Genomic DNA, 18437 nt, shown 5'->3' on the forward strand with positions numbered 1-18437 from the left:
TCGCATTGGCGCTAGATATTCCTTGAAAGGAATATAGAATACGAATATCGACCCTGGAAAGGATCTGTTTGTATGAAAAATTTGGCCGGCAAAGTCATCGAAGCGAGGGCAGTTGCATACGGTGGTGACGTTGGCGTGGCCGGACCGGAACTTCGTCGTCTTCGCCTGCTCTCGGGGCTAACGCAGGAGCAGCTAGCCGTTCGCATGGACGTTCAACAAGCCGCCGTTTCGAAGATCGAAAAGGGCGGTGAGATTTACCTGAGCACCGTACAGCGATATGTCGAGGCGCTCGGGGCCTCTCTGCGGGTCAATGCCTGCTTCCCAGCCGATGCACCGATTTCATTGAAATTGTGCGATACGTTCGATATAGAACATGGAAACGATGACCAATTGGTACTACCGATCCTCGGAGATGACCCTTTTAGACCGCAGCGCGACGTCGTTCTTTCAATTAAACCGAAATATTCGAAAAGCATTCTGGATGGTCGCAAGACCGTTGAATTACGCCGTCGATTTCCTGTGTCCGCCCCGAACGGAACGCTTGCGTATATTTACTCCACATCCCCTGTGAAAGCGATGGTTGGCACTGCCGCTATTCGTGATGTTCTCAAGCTTCCTATCGAACAACTTTGGGCTGAATTCGAGTTTGCTGCCTCGATAGAGCGCGATCAGTTCAATGCGTATTTCGAAGGTCTCGAACACGGATTTGCTTTGATTCTTGATGACGCGAAGGCTTTCTCACGTCCGCTTCCTCTAAATGAATTGCGCGAAAAATTCGGCTTTGAGCCTCCGCAATCCTTCCTTTACGCAAAGCGTGACCTGCGAAAGGCCCTTCGAGATGAGCCAGCAATCGTATCTCATTGATACGAACATTCTGATCGGCCTGGAAGACAACCACAAGGTAGAGGCCGCATATGCGAGGTTCCACAAGCTCGCATCAGCGCACAAGGTCAATGTCTTCGTCCACGAGGCTGCAAGTGAGGATATCGCGCGTGACAGAGATTCGGCGCGGCGGCAAATTTCGCTCAGTAAAATCGAGAAATATCTTGTTCTGAAGAAGCGTCGCGGTCTCTCGACGGACGAACTTGCCTTAGCTTACGGCCCTCTCAAAAAGCCAAACGACCTCGTCGATGCGACTCTTCTCCATGCGCTTGAGAGTGGCGCTTCAGATTTTCTTGTCACCCAAGACAAAGGGTTGCACGAACGGGCGCAAAAGCGCTCGACCGAACTCGGGCGCCGTGTTCTTTTCATCGCAGATGCAACCGATCTCCTGGTCCAGACCTATGAGCCAAAAGAGGTCCCAATCCGCCATGTCGGAGAAGTTCAGGCACACGAGATCGACCACAAGGATGGGTTCTTCGACAGCTTACGGGACGGATATCCAGAGTTCAATGAGTGGTGGCGGGAGAAGTGTGTCAAACAGCACCGCGCCTGCTGGGTCGTCTACGATGACGACAAACTCGTCGGTCTGATCGTTCGGAAGGATGAGACTGCTGATGATACGGATGCCGTAACAACAGCTGACAAGATCCTGAAAATCTGCACATTCAAAGTAGCCCCTGAAAAGCGCGGCGTTAAACTTGGAGAGCTGCTGCTGAAGCAAGTCCTGTGGTATGCGCAGACGAACGGCTATGGTCTCGCCTACCTCACCACCTACCAGGACCAAGTCTCGTTAATGGACCTCTTGGAGTTCTACGGGTTTCAGAACGCTGGAACGAACGACCAGGGTGAATTCATCTACGAGCGAGCTTTTTCGCAAGACGGTCTCGACCGAAGCTCAGATGTGACCGACTTCGATTTGGCTCGTAAATGCTATCCAAGATTCCTGCTGGACCGGGAAACGCGCGGCTTCGGCATCCCGATTAAAGAAGCATACCATGACACGCTCTATCCCGACCTATGGCGGCCACGGCAGCCAGATTTGTTCGTAGGCGCATCCAAGGCTGATGCCCCAACCCGTCCCGGGAATACTATTCGCAAAGTGTATTTGTGTCGGGCACAATCAAAGCTGGGTCCTGCCGGTTCGGTGTTATTCTTCTATAAAGGGGTTTCACAGGAACCGCCTTCACAGGCGATCACGACGCTCGGCATTTTGGAAAGCGTTAGTCTGGCCAGATCCACAAAAGATTTGATGCTTCTCACTGGAGGCAGGTCGGTTTACAGCGAGAAGGAACTCGCCAGCTGGAATGCGACGGAAAGGCGACCGGTGAAGGTAATCAATTACCTCCTCGTCGCATATGTCGATCCGCCGATTTCGTTAGACGAACTGCGTACAATGGGTGTCGTGAACGGCCATCCTCAGCAATCGATTTATGAGTTGCGACACGCTCAACTGGTCGATCTCGTCAACCGTTCGAATCTAGTGTTCGATGTATGAGTCAGAAGATAATCGCAGTGACCGGTATATCTGGCGTCGGCAAGACAACATTCATTCGCAAACTAGCCGAAAAAATGTCATTTCAGCACCTTACTGGTGGAAGCCTAATCGCTCGAGCGCAGGCGGGCAGAGCTATATCGCGAGATGCGCTTAGGCAATTTGACCTTGACGAAAATCAGCGACTTCTGGTCGAAGGTTTCATGGTGGCCCGAGACCGATCTGCCGAGATGGTGGTCTTTGACGGACATACAGTCATAGATGGGCCTGCTGGATTGGCGACGATACCAGTCGATGTATTCGAAGCTTTGGGCCTCTGTCTAGTAGTGCATCTCGAAGCCGAACCTGCCGTCATCCAACGCAATCGAAAACAAGATTCACGTCGGGAAAGACCCTCGTTAAACCTCGATGTCCTTCGCAATCACCAAATATATTCACGACGGCACGCAATGGCTATTGCACAGGCCCTTGGCGTCGACTGCTTAGTCATCCAAGCTGAGGAGATATCAAAGCTAGAAGCCTGCCTGACGTCTTGAGGTCTGGCGACTTTTCATCACGAATAAATTTCAAAGTCGTGAGGCATCGTTTCTGCCATCATCAATCCGAACAAATGTCCGCTTTCCATCATTGGCGTTCGGCTACTGAACAACCGAGTTTGGGGCGCGAAGCTGACAGGTGGGTTTGCCGTCTGGAATGTCCGCTATCCAATCTGCGCTCTCGAAAGGCGACTTTCCGGACTGTCCGCATGAGCTGTCGTTCCCGAGCCTGAAATTGGCTCAATGGTGGCTTCGATCACTCTGCGCCGCATAGGAAACTCTAGGACCAGTGCAATACAGCGGATACCCCTAGGGGCAGGACGGCCAACTTGAAAGAGGCGCAGCCAAGCCAATTCCGGTGCGTGACCATAGCTACGCGCGAGATGCCCGTACTCAAGGCTTCTCAGCACTCAATGCCTTATCGACCAGACTGCGAATTGCTTCTGCCCGGGAGGGGATTGGCTTTTGCTTTCCCCGCCAATCATCAAGACGGTCGATCCAACTGTGCGTAGCACGCATTTCGAAGCGGACGGACAACTGTTCCTCGGTCATGGTAATTACGTAACACCCATTGACAGTGGGGTCAACTTACGTAACCAGTGGTGAACCGGTTGAAGGCGGCCACCTCCAACCGGTTCTGACCACAATTCGTTTATGGAGAACGATCATGGCTTTTGCCGCTTTACCGTTGCGCGCCCTTGCTGCGCAAGAAGGGCAGGTATTTCAAATTACCTTTGGGGAACTGCGGGACATTCGGGCTACTTTGAGGTTTGATGCCATCGGCCTCGATCATCTCCTTCTCTCAGGTCTTGTTGTGAGGTCGAAATGACCGAGGCTAAAAGAAAACCTGTGTATCGAGCAACGCCAGGATGCCGGCTCGGCTGCGAATTATGCGAGGTGAGTTGTGCCGTCGCCACCAGAATTCGCGATGATATCGCTGCTCAACTCGTCCGGGCTGAAGCCGCTGTTCTGGCCATGCGTCCTAAAATACGGATGACCCGGCACTGAGTTTGCCTGCTGTTTACGATCGTCTGGATAGCAACGACACTTCACCATTAAGTCTCTGAAGTGTGCAGGTTTTCCGCACAGGTAATTTTTCTCTTTATTTGTAGGAAAAGGTCCCTTAGGCCGAGGCCATGCCTCTTCCAGCCTCCCTCTTCCAAGGTCGCTACACCCGCCAGCAGATCGCAGATGCGGTTGGAATCGCAAGCGATCTGCTCGCCTACTGGATCAGGGAAGGCCTGCTGATCGCGGCCGAAGGCGAAGGACTTGGCAAAGGCAAGCACAGGTTCTTCGGGTTTGAGGCCGTGCACATCGCGGCAGTGTTGAAGGAACTTGGGCGTTACGGCGTCCAGACGGCCGGGCTGAAGCAGGTGGCGTCGCTTCTATGGGGTGTCTTCGCCTTTGGTTCGAAGCACCCGGACATCACCGAAAGCGACATGCTTCGAGCGGCCTATCTGCGCAGAGCCCGAGCAAAATATCCAGCGCGGGCTTCGCTTGCTCAGGGGGAGGAAGAGGCCTCGAGAGAGGATTACGGCAGTTTCGAGGATTGGCTCGAGCATCATACGGACACGACCGAGAAGGCATTCGAAATCGAACCGTGGCTCGATGAAAAGGCGCAGCTGCGGTTCGCACTCTACTTTGATCTGTTCGCAGAGAATGTCTTCGATCAGGAGCACACACGCTGGATGTTTTTCCATGAGGACGATCAGCTGATTGCTGTTCCTGAGGAATTTTACACTGGACCGTACGATCTGGAAAACGTGCCCAGCTACATCATGGTTGACCTGTCACTGATCATCAAGCCGCTCTGGATGCTCTAGCCGGCAGCATCAACGAAAACGGGCCGAGCGATGCGCCAACATCGTCCCGACCCTCACCACAATCGATCCTGGAGGAACACATGGCTGAGAAGCCCCATATCACACAAGACACTGAACAACAGCCCACGCGTGAGATGTACGTTTTCGGTGGGCGTGCCCCCATGGCGATCCTTCGGCTCCCCGCCGTCAGAGCGCGTACCGGGCTGAGCCGGGCGACCATCTACCGCAAAATCCAAAGTGCCGAGTTTCCCCGACCGCACCCGTTGAGCCAGCGGGCCGTGGGATGGCTGGAATCCGACATTGAAGCCTGGATCTCCAGCTGCATCGCAGGAGGTGCAAATGACCGCTGATATTGGGGGCATCCGTGGGGGCATTGGCGCAGTTATTCAAGCAGAAAATAGATATAAATCAGGTATTTACGATGCAAATGAAGACTCCCTCCCGCTCCGCCAATCATCCTAAATTGCGCAAAAAATCAGTAGTTTAGGATGCGTCTGGAAGGCGCGGCCAACGTTCTGCGCGGCGGTCAACCCGGAATACGGGTTGTAAAGGCGCCGCACCGCCTTTCGCTGCTGGCCAAAGTCCCGATTACGCGGCCTGCAGGGCCTGCGTCAGCGCTTCTGCCGTGGCGGCCGAGGAGGCGGGGTTCTGGCCCGTGATCAGCAACCCGTCGCGCACGACGTGGGAGTGCCAGTCGGGACCGCTTGAGAACTGGCCGCCCTTGGCCTTCAGTTCGTCCTCGACAAGGAAGGGAACGACGTCGGTCAGTTCGACGGCGGCTTCTTCGGAGTTGGTGAATCCGGTCACCTTTCTGCCTGCGACCAGCGGCTGGCCGTCGGGCTTGCGTACGTGGCGCAGGACCCCGGGGGCATGGCAGACGAGAGCGACGGGCTTTTGCGCGGCGAGGAAGTCTTCGATCAGGGCGATCGAATGGCTGTCCTCTGCAAGGTCCCAGAGCGGGCCATGGCCGCCGGGGTAGAAGACCGCGTCGAAGTTTTCGGCCTTCACTGCGGCCAGCAGGACGCTCTGCGCCAGCGCGCCCATCGCTTCGGGGTCCGCTTCGAAGCGGCGGGTCTCGTCGGTCTGGAAGTCGGGCTCGTTGCTCTTGGGGTCGAGCGGGGGGCGGCCGCCCTTGGGCGAGGCAAGGGTGATCTGCGCGCCGGCCTGCTTGAGCGCGTAATAGGGCGCGGCGAGTTCCTCGAGCCAGAAGCCGGTCTTGTGGCCGGTCTCGCCGAGTTGATCGTGGGAGGTGAGGACGATCAGGACTTTCATGGACAACTCCTTGTTACGTTCTCGGCAGCCGGGCGAGGGCGTCGACAAGGGCGTCCACGTCGCTTTCATCGTGGTATAACCCGAAGCCGATGCGCAGGACGTCGCCTCGGACATCGACGATCACGTCCTCGCGGCCGAGCATTGCCTTCCATAGCTGGGCACTGGGATGCGCGAAGGCAAGGAAGCGCGCTTGCGGTCCGGGGCCGGGCGGGTTGAGCAGGGTGGCTGCGGCAAGCGGGGTTTCCGCGATGTTTGCGAGAAGGTGGCGCTTGAGGCTTTCGGTCTTCGCACTGATCGCCGCGGTATCTAGGCCCTCCTCCGCCAGCATCGCGCGCACCGCGTTGAAGCGGTAGAGCCCGGAGGGATCGAAGGTGGCGCCAAGAAAGCGCCGCGCGTCGGCGGCATATTCGACGTGGCCCGATGGATCGGACAAGTCGGCGATCTCGGCATACCAGCCTGTAACCTGCGGTCTTTCGCCAAGGCCGGGCGGGGCGTGCATGATCGCCACGCCTTCGCCGGACATGGCGTACTTGTATCCCCCTGCGAGGTAGAACAGCCGGTCGGCAACGCGCGACAGGTCGGTCTGCGTCGCCATGAACCCGTGATAGCCGTCTACCACGACCCACGGCCCTTCGGTGCGGGCGATCTCGGCAAGCCGCTCGAGCCCCGAGAAGACCTGCCCGGTGCCGAACATGACATGGCTGATCCAGACGAGATCGTGATCGCCCTCTTGCGCGCGGGCGAGGAAACGGTCCTCGAAGTCCTCTCCGGCGAGGGGCACCGTTTCCAGTTCGATCACGCCTGCCTCCAGCCAGCGCGCGGCCTGTCGGCGAAAGCTGTGGAACTCGCCGTCGCTGGCCAGAATGCGCAAAGGACGGCGCGGGTGGGCCGAGACGATGCGCACGAGGAAATCGTGCGTGTTCTGCGCTAAGACGACGGTGGATGGGTCGGGCAGGTTCAGTTCGGCGGCAACATGGCGCTGCGCTTCGGGCCAGGCCTCGCCCATGATCCGATCCCACTTGCGGTCGGCAAGGGCGGCTGCGTCCTGCCAGCAGGCAAGGTGGCCGTCATGCGAGGCGTCCGGCCACAAGTGGTGCGAATGGGCGGCGAAGTGCAGCCTGCCGGGCGCAGCCCCGATGGCGCGGCTGAACAGGTGCTTGTGAGAGGTGCCCATGATTACAGGCTGGTCCTGAGCGACCAGAGTTCCGGGAAGGCGCGCTTGGTCACGGTCGAGGCGAGATAGGGCACGCCCGATGTCCCGCCGGTACCGGGCTTGCCGCCGATGATGCGGCTGACCGTAAGCACGTGCTTGTGGCGCCAGGTGGACAGGGCATCGTCGATGTCGACCAGCTTTTCGGCGAGCTGATAGAGGTCCCAGTGGCGATGCGGATCGCGGTAGACTTCCAGCCATGCCGCCTCGACCTGGGGGGATGGCTTGTAGGTCGCGCTGAAATCGCGTTCCAGAGCCTCGGCGGGCAGCGCGAAGCCGGCGCGGGCGAGCGCGCGGTTGGCCTCGTCCCACAGGCTGGGCTGCTGGAGCGCCTTCTCCATCGCCGCGCGCGCATGGGGCCGGTCGGCCTGGAATTCGAGATGCCCCGCCTGCTTGAGGCCGAGCAGGAACTCCATCGTGCGGAACTGGTCGGACTGGAAGCCCGAACTGCTTCCCAGCACCGGGCGGAAGGTCGAGTAGTCGCTGGGCGTCATTGTCGCGAGGACTTCCCAGGCCAGCGTCATCACCGACTGGATGCGGCTGACCCGGGCGAGGCTCTTGTAGGCTTCGACCAGGGCGTCGCGCTGCACCAGCCCGATGGCAAGATGCAGTTCGGACAGGATCTGCTTGAGCCACAGTTCCTTGGTCTGGTGAATGACGATGAACAGCAGCTCGTCGTGTTCGTCGGAGACGGGGTGCTGGGCGGCGAGAAGATCGTCGAGCGCCAGGTAGCGCGCGTAAGTCATGTCTGTCATGGCCAAGGTTTGGACCAAGCCCCGGCGGTCCGCAAGCGCAGGAAACTATCCCTCGTTTCGCTTGCATTGGCCCGGTTCTGGGAGGATCCTCGCGACTCCGGCGCACCGCCACAAGAGCGGGCAGGACTTCAGGAGATGCAAGCGCGAGGAGAGCGACATGAAGGCAACCAGCAACGGCGCGAAAGTCATTGCGCTCGTCGGACCGACGGGCGCAGGCAAGACGAGTCTGGCAGAAGCGATGCTGTTCGCGGCAGGAGCGATTACCAGACTGGGCGCAGTCAAGGACGGCAACAGCGTGGGCGATGCCAGTCCCGAGGCCCGATCCCGAGGCGGATCGACCGAGCTGAACCTCATGCGCTTTGGCTGGATGGAAGAGCCTTTCGTGCTGCTCGACGTCCCCGGCGCGCCCGGCTTTTCCGCCGATGCGGAGCAGGCGCTTGCGGTGGCCGACCTCGCTCTGGTGGTGATCGACCCCGATCCCGTGCGCGGCCCGCAGGCGGAGCCGATCCTGCGTCAGCTCGAGGCGATGGACATTCCGCGGGCGATCTTCGTCAACAGGATCGATCAGGCGCGCGGCAGCATCGAGGAACTGCTGGAAACGCTGCAGCCGCTGAGCGCCTCGGCGCTGGTGGCGCGGCAGATCCCCATCCGCGACGGCGAGCACATCGACGGCTTCGTCGATCTGGCGCTGGAGCGGGCCTATCACTACCGGCCTGGAAAGCCCTCCGAACAGATACCGATTCCCGCCGATCTCGAGGCAGTGGAGACCGCAGCGCGCTTTCACATGCTGGAGCAACTGGCCGATCATGACGACGTTCTCCTTGAGCAACTGCTGCTGGACGAAGTTCCCAGGCTCGATGTCATCTTCGGCGACCTGACCCGCGAAACGGCGCAAGGGCAGGCGGTGCCGGTCCTGTTCGGTTCGGCGATCAACGGGTTCGGCGTGCGGCGTCTGCTCAAGATGCTGCGGCATGACACGCCGCCGATGGAACAGGCGATGGAGCGCCTTGGCATCGGCCCGAACACTGCGCAGGTCTTCAAGATCATGAACGGCAGTTCGGTCGGTCGCCTCGCGCTCATGCGCCTGTTCGGCGGTGAGGTCCGCGAGGGGGCCGACTGGGTGGACGAAAGCGGCGAGGCGGTGCGGGCAGGGGCGCTCTTCGCCTTGCAGGGCAGCGCGGCGAACAAGCTGCAGCAGGCCGATCGGGGCGATGTCGTCGGGATCGCCAAGCTCGACGATGTCTGCGCCGGGCAGCGCCTTGGCATGGCGGGGAACAGGCCTGAACCTGCGGAGCCTGCGGCGATGCCGCCAACCAATTGTGCGCTCGCCATCGAGGTCAGGGACCACAAGGACGAAGTGCGCCTGTCTGCCGCCATCGGCAAGCTGGTGGAGGAAGATGCCGGGCTCGCATGGGCGCCCGACGAAATGACCCATGAAATGCTGATCCGTGGCCGTACGGACGAACACCTCGCGGTCGCGCTCGAGCGGCTCAAGCGCCGTTACGGGGTGGACGTTTCCGCCAGCGCGCCGGCCATTCCCTATCGTGAGACCATCCGCAAGGCGGTGACGCAGCGCGGACGGCACAAGAAGCAGTCGGGAGGCCATGGCCAGTTCGGCGACGTGGTGATCGAGGTTCGCCCGCTCCAGCGCGGCGAGGGCTTCCGATTCGACGAGCGCATTACCGGCGGCGCGGTGCCCAGGCAGTGGATACCCTCGGTCGAACACGGCGTGCGCGATGCGATGGAGAGCGGGCCGCTAGGCTTCGAGGTGGTGGACGTTGCCGTTACCCTGGTCGACGGCTCCTTCCATACCGTCGACAGTTCCGAACTGGCGTTCCGGCTGGCCGGGCGGCTGGCGATGAGCGAGGCACTGGCTGCGGCGGGACCCTATCTGCTCGAACCCTTTGCCCATGTTGCGATCCGCGTCCCGGGCTCGGCGACCTCGCGCGTGACCTCGCACCTGGCAAGCCGGAGGGGACAGATGCTCGGCATTGTCCCGCTCGAGGGATGGTCGCGCTGGGACGTCATCGAAATGCTGCTGCCCGGTGCCGAACTGGCAGGGCTCGACGGCGAGCTGCGTTCGCTCAGTCAGGGCATGGCGCAGTTCGTGGCGCGCTTCGATCACTTTGCCGAAGTCAACGGCAAGCTGGCAAGCGCGATCATTCAGGGGCGCCTCGAACCGGCCTGACGCCGAAGCGCGGACCATGCGCGAGGAAAGCCGCCATCCCGGGCAGGGCGATGGCGGCATTCCTCGCCATTATCCGCGCGAATCTCTCTTTATGGCTAGTTGTACTGCCGCTGGTGCAAAGCATTGTAGTGCCCATGAGCAATGCGCCCTATGACCCGCTCGCCGCCTGGCAGAAGTTCGTTCAGGATTGGGAGCTCGAAATCAACGCCTGGTCAGGCAAGTTCACCGAGAGCGAGCAGTTCAGCGCGATCATGGGGCAGGCGACCAAGATGATGCTGGTTGCGCAGAGGACCGTGACCGACCAGCTTGAGAACGTCCTGCAGTCGCTCAACCTGCCGACCAAGGCCCAGGTGGAAGGGCTGTCCGATCGCCTCGATGCCATAGAGGACTCGATCGCCCAGCTGCGCATCGCGCTCGACAAGCTGGCGCAGGACGGCCCCGTTCGCGAAGGCAAGCAGGAGCCGCGCAGAACCCGCAAGCCGGCAGGCAAGGCCGGCTGACTTTGCCAGCAGAGCCATCACCGCTCGACAGCGACGCCATCGCCCAGCGCGTCGAACAGGAAATTGAGCGGGCGCTCAAGCGCAACATCAAGGGGCTCGACCTCCTCATCGCCGACCGCGCGCCGGTCGGGACGATGCCCAAGACAGTCATCCATCGCGATGGAACCGCGGTTCTCTACCGCTACGAACCGGTGCTGGACGAGATCTACCGGGTGCCGCTGCTGATCGTCTCGCCGCCGTCGAACAAGGGCTACATCTTCGATCTCGCGGCCGGACAGAGTTTCGTCGAGTTCATGCTCAAATGCGGCTACGACGTTTACAACCTCGACTGGAATCCTCCCCGGCGTGGGGAAGCCGGGCTGGGCCTTGCCGACTATGTCGACCGCTTCCTGCCCGACAGCTTCGCCGCCATCCAGGAGATCACGCAGGAAACCGAGGTTTCGCTGGCCGGCTATTGCATGGGCGGAACGCTGGCGACGATCTGCACCGCGCTGCATCCCGAAGCGGTCAGGAACCTGATCGCAATCGCCACGCCCATCGACTTCACGCACATGAAGCTGTTCCAGGCCTGGGCGGACAAGCGCTACTTCGATGTCGACCTGCTGGTGCGCGAACTTGGTGTCATCCCCGCCGACGTGATGCTCGGCGCCTTCGACCTGTCACGTCCGGCCAATCGCACGGCGGGGCGCATGACGCTCTGGAACAACATGTGGAACGATGACTACGTGAAGTCCTACCGCATGTTCGACCGCTGGGCGGCAGAAACCCTCCCGGTTCCCGGCGAATACTTCCGCGAGATCATTACGCGGCTCATGTGGGAAAATGCTTTGGCGAAGAACACGCTCGAAGTGGGCGGCCAAATGGTCGACCTGTCGGGCATCACCTGTCCGCTGCTCAACATCGTGGCGCAGCACGATCACATCGTCAGTCACGAGGCGACGCAGCCGCTCATGCAGCTGACGGGATCGAAGGACAGACACGAAATCGTTTCAAAAGGCGGCCATGTCAGCCTTGTCGCGGGACCCGCTGCAGTCCGGCGGCTATGGCCCCATATAGACGACTGGCTTGGAGTACGATCGACATGACGATCAGCAACGATATTGCCCCCACCCGGCTCGAACTGGGCGAGTCCTGCGTCAACCTGCGCCCGATGGAGCGCGGCGACCGGGACGCGATCCTGGCCTTCGCGCAATCGCTGCCGGCCCACGACCTGCTGTTCCTTCAGCGCGATATCCGCCAGGAGAAGGTCGTGTCCGCCTGGATCGACCAGACCGAGGAGGGCGGATCGATCAGCAGCCTGCTTGCGGTCGACGTCGAAGGTCAGGTCCACGGCTGCACCGCGCTGGTCCGCGACCGCCTGAGCTGGTCGAGCCATGTCGCCGATATCCGTATCCTCGTGGGCGTGGACAGCCGCAGCATGGGGCTGGGCCGCCTGCTGGCGATGCACTGCGTCGACCAGGCGCTGGGCGAAGACGTGGAGAAGCTGACGGTGCAGATGACGCCCGATCAGGAAGGCGCGCTGCGCATGTTCGAGGAACTGGGCTTTCGTCCCGAAGCGCTGCTGCGTGATCAGGTCCGCGACGCCGCGGGTGCGACCAGCGACATTGTCATCATGGCGCTCAATCTCGAGCGTTATGCGTCCACGCGGACGGCATATAGCCTTTAGGCGCTGTCGTTCCCCCGACCGCACCTGGCGATGGCCCCGCGCGGACAGCTACAGGAGTTCTCATGACCCGTTTCCTTATCCCCGCGCACATCGGCAGGGCCTGAACGCGCATGGAGCACAAGACTGCCGCCATTCGTCCGCCGTTCCTCGGCCTGGCCCTGCTTGAGCCGGCGCGGTGCCTCATGGAAGCCGGCGCACTCGTGGCGCTCAGCCCGCTGCTGTCGCTCTCTCCGCGCGGAGATGGTCATCCGGTGGTGGTCCTGCCGGGCTTTGCCACCAACGATACGATGACGATTCTCCTGCGCAGCTTCCTCAAGCAGCTTTCCTATGACGTCTATCCGATGGACCTGGGGTGGAACTTCGACCAGCACACCGTCGGCGAGAACGGCGAATACATCGCCGAGCGCATCCGGGCCATCCGCAGCGATACCGGCCGCAAGGTCAGCCTCGTCGGGTGGAGCCTGGGCGGGGTCATCGCCCGCGAGGCGGCGCGGCGCGATCCGGATGACCTGAGGCAGGTGATCTCGCTGGGCAGTCCGTTCTCCGGCAATCCGCGCGCGACCAACCTGCAGACGGTCTACCAGTTCGCCACCGGCAACGATTTCACTTCGGCCAAGATGGTCGAGCGCTATCGCATCGGTGCCGATGCCCTGCCGATTCCCTCGACGGCCGTGTTCAGCAGGACAGATGGTGTCACCGCCTGGGAAAACTGCCTCGGCGATACCGACGAGATCAATGAAAACGTCGAAGTAGTGTCGAGCCATTTCGGCTTCATGACCAATCCGGCGGTTTTTCACGTCATCGCGGACCGTCTCGGGCAGGTCGAAGGACAATGGCAATCCTTCCAGCCCAGCGCGCCTTTCGCCAGCTTCTACGCCTGATCCGGGGCGCCGGAAAGGCGTGGCAAAGCAGCCACCGGAACACCCGCGCGGCAGCATGTCCTGCAGTGTCCCCGAAGGGGATAGTCTAACGCATTTTCAGTAAGTTAATGGCGGAGAGGGTGGGATTCGAACCCACGGTACGGTTGCCCGTACACCGCATTTCGAGTGCGGCGCATTCGACCTCTCTGCCACCTCTCCGCTAGAGATCGCGATGGAGCGGGAAAGTCCCGCCGGGTCGAGCGAAGCGCGCCGTTAGCCCACTTGTTTGAGCTTGCCAACCCCCTGATTGGGAAATTGTGGGTATTCTTGGGGCGTCGCTTGTTTCGCACCCGCACAAAACCTATATTTGCGGTCATGAACAGAGCGTCCTTCTTTTCGCCACAGGCCGGACGCGTCATCGACGCGCCGTTCCAGACGCGGGCGCGATTCGCGATTGGCGACGTCGTTCGCCACAAGCAACACGACTTCCGCGGCGTGATTTTCGATATCGATCCGGTCTTCGCCAACAGCGAGGAATGGTACCAGTCGATCCCGCTGGAACTGCGGCCCAGCCGCGAGCAGCCGTACTATCATCTCCTCGCTGAAAACGAGGATTCCAGCTACGTCGCCTACGTCAGTCAGCAGAACCTGCTCGAGGATGCCGAGGGCGGGCCTGTGGATCATCCCTCCGTCAGCGAGATCTTCGAGGAATTCCGGAACGGCCGCTACCAGTTGCGCCGCGGTCTGGCTCATTGATTCATCACTGAGGGCGGGCTTCGCGGCGGCGGTCGGGCGATGCGTTCGTTCCTGATCTGAGCCGCTTCGAGGATATCCGGCCTGCGCCTCACAGGCCTTGCAACAGCTGAGTCACGACCTTGGCGGCACTCGGCGCTGCGCCAGCTAGTAACCCTGCGCCTCATGGCATTCCACGCCGCGCAGAACGGCCAGGTCGCTTACCCCGGCGAGAGCATCGACAGGGAGCTGCCCGTGGGTGGACGCCGTATTGCGCAGCCGGGCGGCCATCGGCGCCATGACCTCCTCGGCCGTGATGAAGTTTTCGGGGAGATGAGGCAGAACTCGTCGCTGGCCGCGTAGTCGTGCAGCCCGGATGCCCAGATTGAAGTCGAGCTAGTCCAGATCGAGCGGACGCCTGCCTGCAGGGTAAGAGGACGTCAGTCCCGGCACGAGGTCGGAATGTCATCGGAAGACTGACTATTCGTCAGACGCCGCCCGCGGCGCTCCGGAGTTGCCGGGCAAGGTTCCGGCACCCCTTCGCCTATGCTTCAGCCCTTGAGCTTCCAGCCGGAACGGAGCACGCGATAGACCACGAAGGCCAGTACGGCATTGACAATGCCGATGCCGATGGCGCTGTGCAGAACGGCCATGTTGGTATCGCCGATATCGCTTTGGCCCAGGAAGCCGAAACGGAAGCCCGAGATGACGTAGAAGAAGGGATTGACGCGGCTCACCGCCTGGAAAGCCGGCGCAAGGTTATCGATCACGTAGAACGTGCCCGACAGCAGGGAGAGCGGGGCGATGACGAAGTTGGTCACCGCCGCGTTGTGATCGAACTTTTCCGCCCAGATCGAGGATATGAAGCCGAGCAGGGCAAGGAAGACCGACCCCATCAGGCCGAACCAGACGACCGCCCAGGGGTGGGCTACCGACAAGTCGACGCCGGGCCACAGCAGCATCGCCGCGCAAAGGGCCAAGCCGACGAGGACGGCGCGGGTCACGGCGGCGGCGACCATCGCCAGCATCAGTTCGCCTTCGCTGAGCGGCGGCATCAGGAAATCGATGATCGTGCCCTGGATCTTGCCCGAGAGGAACGAGAAGCTCGCATTGGCGAAGGCGTTCTGCATCATGCCCATGACGATCAGGCCCGGCGCCACGAAAGTCGCGAAGTTCACGCCGAGGATTTCGCGCCCGCCGCGACCCAGCGCGACAGTGAAAATCACGAGGAAGAGAAGGGTGGTGATCGCCGGTGCCCAGATGGTCTGGGTCTGCACCTTGAAGAAGCGGCGCACCTCCTTCATATAAAGGGTCTTGAGCCCCACCCAGTTCACCTGGTGGATCACAGGCTCGCCCTTCGTCGGAAACTGGCGTGGCTGCGGGATACCGGCAGGAGTCAGCATCTCGGTCGAATTCGTTTGATCGGCCATGAAGCGGCGACTATCGGCTGCGGTCTTCCGAGGCAAGCGGCATGGAACTTTTTCGGGCGATTCTTCGGAGTCGCCCAGCGCGAAAGATGGATTAGGAATGAGCTGGACGGACGAGCGGATCGAGAAGCTGACCAAGATGTGGGAAGGCGGCGCCACTGCCAGCCAGATCGCGGACGAGCTTGGAGGCGTCAGCCGCAATGCGGTTATCGGCAAGGCGCATCGCCTCGGTCTCAAGGCCCGGCCCTCGCCGGTCAAGGCGAACGAGAAGCCGGCTCGTCCGGCGGCTCCCAAGAAGGCGAAGCCCGCCTCCGAAGCGCCAGCTGCGCCAGCCCCCAAGGCCGAGGCGCCGGTGGCCAGGCCTGTGCCGCAGGCTCCGGCCGCGCCGGCTCCGCGCGCCGCTGCGCCTTCTGCGCCGGCAGCCCCTGCTGCGGACAAGCCCGCCTCGGAGCAGCCGCGCATCGTCTCGGTCGGTCCCGGTGGCTTCCTGCGTCAGGGGCCCGGCGATCAGCAGCAGCCGATCCCGCCCGCTCCGCCGCGCCGCCTGGTTCCGGCCAAGCCGAGCCCGGAAATCGCCGACAAGACGAGCCTGCTCGACCTCAACGACCGCATCTGCCGCTGGCCGATGGGGCACCCGGGCGAGCCGGACTTCCACTTCTGCGGCGACAAGGTGAACCCCGGCTTCCCCTATTGCGTCCAGCACTGCGGCCGCGCCTATCAGGCCCAGCTGCCGCGCGGCGCGCGCCGTCCACCTCCGCCGCTGCCTTTCGGCGGACCGCGGGTGCGCTGATCCGATGAAGGCGAAGGTGCGACCGGGCAGGGTTCTTGCCGCCATGGCCGCACCTTTCGCGCTGGCCGCGCTCGCTTTGCCGGCCGGTGCCCGGCAGGCCGAGGCGCCCGGCGATGTGCCCGCGCCGCCTGCCGTGGCTCAAGCTCCCGCGGCTCCTGAAAGGGTCGAGCATGTCTATGTCGAGCTGAAGACGCCCGCCGGCGCGATCACGCTCGATCTCGACAAGACGCATGCGCCGCTGACCACCGCGAACTTCCTCAAGTACGTCGATTCCGGACGCCTGGATGGCGCGGTGTTCTACCGGGCCATGCACCTGGATTACAGCGACGAACCGGCCGGGTTGCTGCAGGGCGGGGTGCGCGACGGCGCCAAGCTTTTCCCGCCCGTGGCCCATGAGCCGACCAACAGGACGGGCATCCTGCACAAGGCGGGGGCCGTTTCGATGGCGCGCTTCGCGCCGGGCACTGCCACGGCCGATTTCATGATTCTCATTTCCGACATGCCCGCGCTCGACGCGCAGGCGGGCAACGAAGGCGAAGATCCCGGCGCCGGTTTCGCCGCCTTCGGTCATGTCGTCTCCGGCATGAATGTCGTGCGCAAGATCTGGGACATGCCGCGCTCGGCCACGAAGGGTGAAGGCGTGATGAAGGGCGACATCCTCGAGGACGAGGTGAAGATCATCGGCGCTCGCCGGGTCGCCGCTCCGCCGCCCGCTTCCACCGTACCTGCGCCGGAGCCATCGGCACTGGCACCTGCCACCATCGCGGGCGAGGAAGAAGCGGCGGACGGCGCCGACTGATCGTTACCCATAGTTTACTTGCCCGCCCGGTGATTCGACTTTGGGCGGTCAACTAAAGACCCGCGTGCTTGTCCGCCGGCGGGCGGTGCGGCGATTGCGCAAAATGCACGGAACGTGCTTTTTGGCCGATTTCAATGCTTGCCAGAAAGTTTTTATCCAGATCCCGACTATTACTACTTAAATTAACCACGGTTTTGTCGTTAACCGAGCGCATGACGGCAAACGACGACAGTCAGGCCCGGGGGGGCTTCATGCGCTGGTTCGGGCTGGGCAAGGCCCGAGGCGCGGACGGCGAGGCGCACGAGCAGGCTGCGCCTGCAGCCGAAGCCGCGCCGCAGTTGGTGGACCCGCGCGAGCGCATGCGGGAAAAGACGCTGGCGGAGATCTCCAGTTTCCTGCTGACGCATCGCCTGCCGGTGTCGGTAGCGACGCTGGAGATCGCGCACGACATCGTAACCGGGGCGAATCCCATGGTCGGGCGGCTCGTGGCCGACCGCATCAGCAGCCGGGAGCCGATCACACTGGCCTGGCTCGAGGATGTCGTGATTGCTCAGAGCCGCGACAATTCGGGCGAGCAGCTCCACCATCTGGTGATGCGCCTCGAATCGTCGATTGCGGAATTTGCCGCCACCACCACTGCCGCGCGAACGGCGACAAACGACTACAATTCGGCGCTTGAGGCCCATGTTGGCGACCTTGGGGCCGTGGGCAATGCGAACGAGGTGATCGTGCAGCTGGCCTCGCTGGCGCGCGACATGATCTCGCGCACCCGCGATATCGAGCGCGAGTTGAGCCGTTCGGAACGCGAAACCCGCGCTCTTCAGAAGAACCTGGCGGACGCGCGGCGCGAGGCGGAGATGGATCACCTGACAGGCCTGCCCAACCGCCGCGCCTTCGAGGCCGTGCTCAAGCAGGAATTCGGGGACTCGCGCGAGGTGGGAGACGCCTTGGCCGTCGCCTTCTGCGACATCGACAATTTCAAGCGCATCAACGACGTCCACGGCCACGAGGCGGGCGATCGTATCTTGCGTACGGTGGCGCAGTCGCTCGCGAAGATCTCGAACGACAGGTGCCACGTGGCGCGCCACGGCGGTGAGGAGTTCGTTGTCCTGCTGCGCGGCAAAACCGCTCAGGAAGCCATGGATATCCTCGACAATGCGCGTGAGAAGCTTGCGACCCGCAAGTTCGTCAACCGCGCGACGGATCTTCCGTTCGGGCGCATCAGCTTTTCTGCGGGCGTGGCCGATGCCCATGCCTACGAGACGTCCGGCGAGGCGCTGAGGGCGGCGGACGAAGCCCTGTTCCGGGCCAAGAGTGCAGGGCGCAACTGCGTCCAGGTGGCCAGTCCCGCCGATGGTGCAGGTGAGGCGTCGCAGCATGGCGACGAGGCTGGCGAGCACGAGTACAGCTAGTCCGGCGGGCCGTTCGCGCTAATCGGACCGCGCAGTCCTGATTGCACTCGCGCGGACGGATATGCGCTGTGCCTGCCGGGCCGGTTGTGCTGA

At 61.9% G+C, this 18437-nt stretch carries 19 protein-coding genes and 1 tRNA gene; 15 read left to right on the plus strand and 5 right to left on the minus strand.

Annotated features, from left to right (window positions below):
- Positions 1-72 precede the first annotated feature (72 nt).
- From PP1Y_RS14435 to PP1Y_RS14450, 6 genes are all read left to right on the plus strand, one after another.
- Positions 73-864: a helix-turn-helix domain-containing protein gene (locus tag PP1Y_RS14435; protein WP_013832911.1), complete on the plus strand. Its 792-nt coding sequence runs from the start codon at positions 73-75 to the stop codon at positions 862-864.
- Positions 839-2377, plus strand: a complete 1539-nt coding sequence (locus PP1Y_RS14440; protein WP_041558876.1) for a GNAT family N-acetyltransferase — start codon at positions 839-841, stop codon at positions 2375-2377. Before PP1Y_RS14435 ends, PP1Y_RS14440 begins: the two co-directional genes overlap by 26 nt.
- A gap of 17 nt (positions 2378-2394) precedes the next feature.
- On the plus strand, positions 2395-2910 hold the full coding sequence (locus tag PP1Y_RS25385) for an ATP-binding protein (RefSeq protein ID WP_158511858.1): 516 nt from the start codon (positions 2395-2397) through the stop codon (positions 2908-2910).
- Between the two features lie 667 nt (positions 2911-3577).
- Positions 3578-3739 carry a hypothetical protein gene (locus PP1Y_RS26035; RefSeq protein ID WP_158511859.1) on the plus strand — a complete coding sequence of 54 codons (162 nt, stop codon included), beginning with the start codon at positions 3578-3580 and terminating at the stop codon, positions 3737-3739.
- Between the two features lie 307 nt (positions 3740-4046).
- On the plus strand, positions 4047-4733 hold the full coding sequence (locus PP1Y_RS14445) for a hypothetical protein (RefSeq protein ID WP_013832915.1): 687 nt from the start codon (positions 4047-4049) through the stop codon (positions 4731-4733).
- A gap of 161 nt (positions 4734-4894) precedes the next feature.
- Positions 4895-5083 carry an AlpA family transcriptional regulator gene (locus tag PP1Y_RS14450; protein ID WP_051010112.1) on the plus strand — a complete coding sequence of 63 codons (189 nt, stop codon included), beginning with the start codon at positions 4895-4897 and terminating at the stop codon, positions 5081-5083.
- A 238-nt stretch (positions 5084-5321) separates the two neighbouring features.
- Here PP1Y_RS14450 and PP1Y_RS14455 read toward each other — a convergent pair whose 3' ends face one another.
- From PP1Y_RS14455 to PP1Y_RS14465, 3 genes are read right to left on the minus strand one after another with little or no spacing between them, the layout of a single operon-like run.
- Positions 5322-6005, minus strand: a complete 684-nt coding sequence (locus tag PP1Y_RS14455) for a type 1 glutamine amidotransferase domain-containing protein (protein WP_013832916.1) — start codon at positions 6003-6005, stop codon at positions 5322-5324.
- A gap of 13 nt (positions 6006-6018) precedes the next feature.
- Positions 6019-7179, minus strand: coding sequence for an aminotransferase class V-fold PLP-dependent enzyme (locus tag PP1Y_RS14460; RefSeq protein ID WP_013832917.1), 1161 nt, complete (start codon positions 7177-7179; stop codon positions 6019-6021).
- A gap of 2 nt (positions 7180-7181) precedes the next feature.
- Positions 7182-7970 carry a tryptophan 2,3-dioxygenase gene (locus PP1Y_RS14465; RefSeq protein WP_041558877.1) on the minus strand — a complete coding sequence of 263 codons (789 nt, stop codon included), beginning with the start codon at positions 7968-7970 and terminating at the stop codon, positions 7182-7184.
- 157 nt (positions 7971-8127) lie between these two features.
- Between PP1Y_RS14465 and PP1Y_RS14470 the strand changes: the two genes are divergently transcribed.
- From PP1Y_RS14470 to PP1Y_RS14490, 5 genes are all read left to right on the plus strand, one after another.
- Entirely contained in the window at positions 8128-10158 is a 2031-nt protein-coding gene (locus tag PP1Y_RS14470) for an elongation factor G (protein WP_013832919.1), read from the plus strand.
- A 134-nt stretch (positions 10159-10292) separates the two neighbouring features.
- A complete protein-coding gene (locus tag PP1Y_RS14475) occupies positions 10293-10658 on the plus strand; it encodes a hypothetical protein (RefSeq protein WP_013832920.1) in 366 nt (121 codons plus the stop codon).
- 2 nt (positions 10659-10660) lie between these two features.
- The gene (locus PP1Y_RS14480) at positions 10661-11743 is read left to right on the plus strand and encodes an alpha/beta fold hydrolase (protein ID WP_013832921.1); all 1083 of its coding nucleotides are present in this window, start codon (positions 10661-10663) and stop codon (positions 11741-11743) included.
- Positions 11740-12324 carry a GNAT family N-acetyltransferase gene (locus PP1Y_RS14485; protein ID WP_013832922.1) on the plus strand — a complete coding sequence of 195 codons (585 nt, stop codon included), beginning with the start codon at positions 11740-11742 and terminating at the stop codon, positions 12322-12324. Before PP1Y_RS14480 ends, PP1Y_RS14485 begins: the two co-directional genes overlap by 4 nt.
- A gap of 110 nt (positions 12325-12434) precedes the next feature.
- Positions 12435-13205 carry an alpha/beta fold hydrolase gene (locus tag PP1Y_RS14490; protein ID WP_013832923.1) on the plus strand — a complete coding sequence of 257 codons (771 nt, stop codon included), beginning with the start codon at positions 12435-12437 and terminating at the stop codon, positions 13203-13205.
- 108 nt (positions 13206-13313) lie between these two features.
- Here the strand turns inward: PP1Y_RS14490 and PP1Y_RS14495 are convergent.
- Positions 13314-13403: transfer RNA gene (locus PP1Y_RS14495), tRNA-Ser, on the minus strand.
- Positions 13404-13559: 156 nt separating this feature from the next.
- On the opposite strand from PP1Y_RS14495, the gene hspQ reads away from it, so the two are divergent.
- Positions 13560-13940, plus strand: a complete 381-nt coding sequence (gene hspQ, locus PP1Y_RS14500; RefSeq protein ID WP_013832924.1) for a heat shock protein HspQ — start codon at positions 13560-13562, stop codon at positions 13938-13940.
- A 527-nt stretch (positions 13941-14467) separates the two neighbouring features.
- On the opposite strand, the gene PP1Y_RS14505 is transcribed toward hspQ, so the two are convergent.
- Positions 14468-15346, minus strand: coding sequence for an ABC transporter permease (locus PP1Y_RS14505; RefSeq protein ID WP_041558878.1), 879 nt, complete (start codon positions 15344-15346; stop codon positions 14468-14470).
- Between the two features lie 97 nt (positions 15347-15443).
- Between PP1Y_RS14505 and PP1Y_RS14510 the strand changes: the two genes are divergently transcribed.
- The 3 genes from PP1Y_RS14510 (at position 15444) to PP1Y_RS14520 (ending at position 18344) form a co-directional block, all read left to right on the plus strand.
- Entirely contained in the window at positions 15444-16133 is a 690-nt protein-coding gene (locus PP1Y_RS14510; protein ID WP_038576277.1) for a GcrA family cell cycle regulator, read from the plus strand.
- 43 nt (positions 16134-16176) lie between these two features.
- Positions 16177-16932, plus strand: a complete 756-nt coding sequence (locus PP1Y_RS14515; RefSeq protein ID WP_013832926.1) for a peptidylprolyl isomerase — start codon at positions 16177-16179, stop codon at positions 16930-16932.
- A 212-nt stretch (positions 16933-17144) separates the two neighbouring features.
- Positions 17145-18344: a GGDEF domain-containing protein gene (locus PP1Y_RS14520; protein ID WP_041558879.1), complete on the plus strand. Its 1200-nt coding sequence runs from the start codon at positions 17145-17147 to the stop codon at positions 18342-18344.
- The last annotated feature ends 93 nt before the right edge of the window (positions 18345-18437 follow it).

Origin of the sequence: Novosphingobium sp. PP1Y (assembly GCF_000253255.1) — a bacterium.
Lineage (GTDB): Bacteria > Pseudomonadota > Alphaproteobacteria > Sphingomonadales > Sphingomonadaceae > Novosphingobium.